Below are 1,664 nucleotides of genomic sequence, written 5' to 3' on the forward strand. Positions count from 1 at the left end.
TATTTCATTTTTTAACAAATTTTGCTTTTTTTACTTTTACCCATTGCAAGCAAAGCGATCTGGACTATCTTTAGGGTGTACAAAGTCCTCTGGACTGCAGACCCTGTCTGGCGTGTACCTAAGACAACAATCTCAATTAAGGTAAAATTCATGAAAAAACCTGAACTTGCTGCTGCCATTGCTGAAAAAGCGGACCTAACCAAAGAAAAAGCCGGTGAAGTCCTGAATATTCTGACCGATGAAATCACCAATGCAATGAACAAAAATGATACCGTAAGCCTGATCGGTTTCGGCACATTTTCAGTCAGAGAGCGAAGTGCTCGTACTGGTAAAAACCCTCAAACTGGTGCAACAATCCAGATTGCTGCAAGCAAGTCTGTTGGCTTCAAGCCTGGCAAGTCACTGAAAGATGCAGTGAACGGCTAGCTGGCCTGAGCCAAATTCAAAAAAGAGGCTTTCAAGGCCTCTTTTTTATTTCTACTAAAGTTTTATCGAAACCTGTAGCTTCGCTAATAAATCCTGACTAATCCCCTGTACCTTCAATAAAGCATCCATAGATTCATAGGGCCGGCCATCAATAATCTTTTGCGCCAGAACCTTACCCACACCCGGTAATGTTTGCAAAACGACAATGTCATCCTGATTAATATCAATCAGCTGCTTACTAAGGCTAACTTCACATTCCGTTTCTGCTTTATCCTCACCATTATCTTTAGGCTGACGCGTATCTTCTACCTGGTATATTTTCGGCGGACTAGGCTCTCTCTCACTCACGCGCTCAGCTAATAGCTTTAGTTGCTTCAGCTCTATCAGCATTTGTTTCTGCTGTTCAAGGCTTTCATTAGTATTTTTTGCTAATACGTAAAGCCCCCATAAAACACAAACAAAGCCAAGGAATCCGATAATACCCATACCTTATTCTCCAATCCTATGTGTAAGGTGCAATCAATCTAACTCGAAAGAAATCCTACCATCTAGAATAGTTGTGAGTACTTGCCCCTTCAAACTTTTTCCTATTAAAGGTGTGTTTTTTCCATGAGAAATGATTTTGTCAGCACTCAACTGACGTTCACCTTCAGGAGAAAAAACACATAAGTCAGCCACGGCTCCTACTTCTATTTTCGGACAGTTCCTGCGTAAAACCTTGCTAGACCCTCGAGTCATCGCTTCAATAAATCTGGGCAGACTTATTTCTCCGCTGTCCTCTAAACGCATGGCAAAGGGCAAAAGAAATTCTATATTACTCATTCCCGCTTCAGTTTCAGCAAAAGGCGCTTGTTTCGCTGCAGCCTCATGTGGACGATGAGCGCTGGTGATCGCATCAATCACACCACGGTTTACACCATCAACAAGTGCTAAACGATCCCGCTCTTCTCTTAACGGCGGTAAGCAATAATAAACACTATTAAAATCCTCAATACACTCATCGGTGTAGAGTAGATTCTGAATCGCAACATCTGCCGTAATATTTACACCTGCAGCTTTTGCTTGCTCAAGCTGAGAAACAGATTCAGCCGCCGACAATTGAGAAAGGTGGAGATGCACTCCCGTTGCTTTAGCTAACTGAATCAATTGCGCAACGGCGATGGTTTCAGCCAAAGAAGTAATGCCTTGCAGGCCAACGGTGGTACTTACTTCACCTTCATGCATGACCCCTTGTTGTA

The 1,664-nt window shown here is 42.7% G+C and carries 3 protein-coding genes; 1 reads left to right on the top strand and 2 read right to left on the bottom strand.

Annotation, left to right across the window (positions count from 1 at the left end; all coding sequences use genetic code 11):
- Window positions 1-150: 150 nt before the first annotated feature.
- Window positions 151-426, top strand: coding sequence for an HU family DNA-binding protein (locus A3761_RS02200; protein WP_068508677.1), 276 nt, complete (start codon window positions 151-153; stop codon window positions 424-426).
- A gap of 54 nt (window positions 427-480) precedes the next feature.
- Here the strand turns inward: A3761_RS02200 and A3761_RS02205 are convergent, their stop codons facing one another.
- Both A3761_RS02205 and A3761_RS02210 read right to left on the bottom strand, forming a co-directional pair.
- Window positions 481-912, bottom strand: a complete 432-nt coding sequence (locus tag A3761_RS02205; protein ID WP_068553658.1) for a helix-hairpin-helix domain-containing protein — start codon at window positions 910-912, stop codon at window positions 481-483.
- A gap of 33 nt (window positions 913-945) precedes the next feature.
- Window positions 946-1,664, bottom strand: a 719-nt coding sequence (locus A3761_RS02210; RefSeq protein WP_231881121.1) for a dihydroorotase family protein, incomplete at its 5' end; no start/stop codon positions are given.

Source organism: Oleiphilus sp. HI0123 (assembly GCF_001635315.1).

Excerpts from the sequence above, each read along its gene's own strand:
- A3761_RS02200 (WP_068508677.1), top strand. The coding sequence starts at position 151 with ATGAAAAAACCTGAACTTGCTGCTGCCATTGCTGAAAAAGCGGACCTA.
- A3761_RS02205 (WP_068553658.1), bottom strand. The coding sequence starts at position 912 with ATGGGTATTATCGGATTCCTTGGCTTTGTTTGTGTTTTATGGGGGCTT.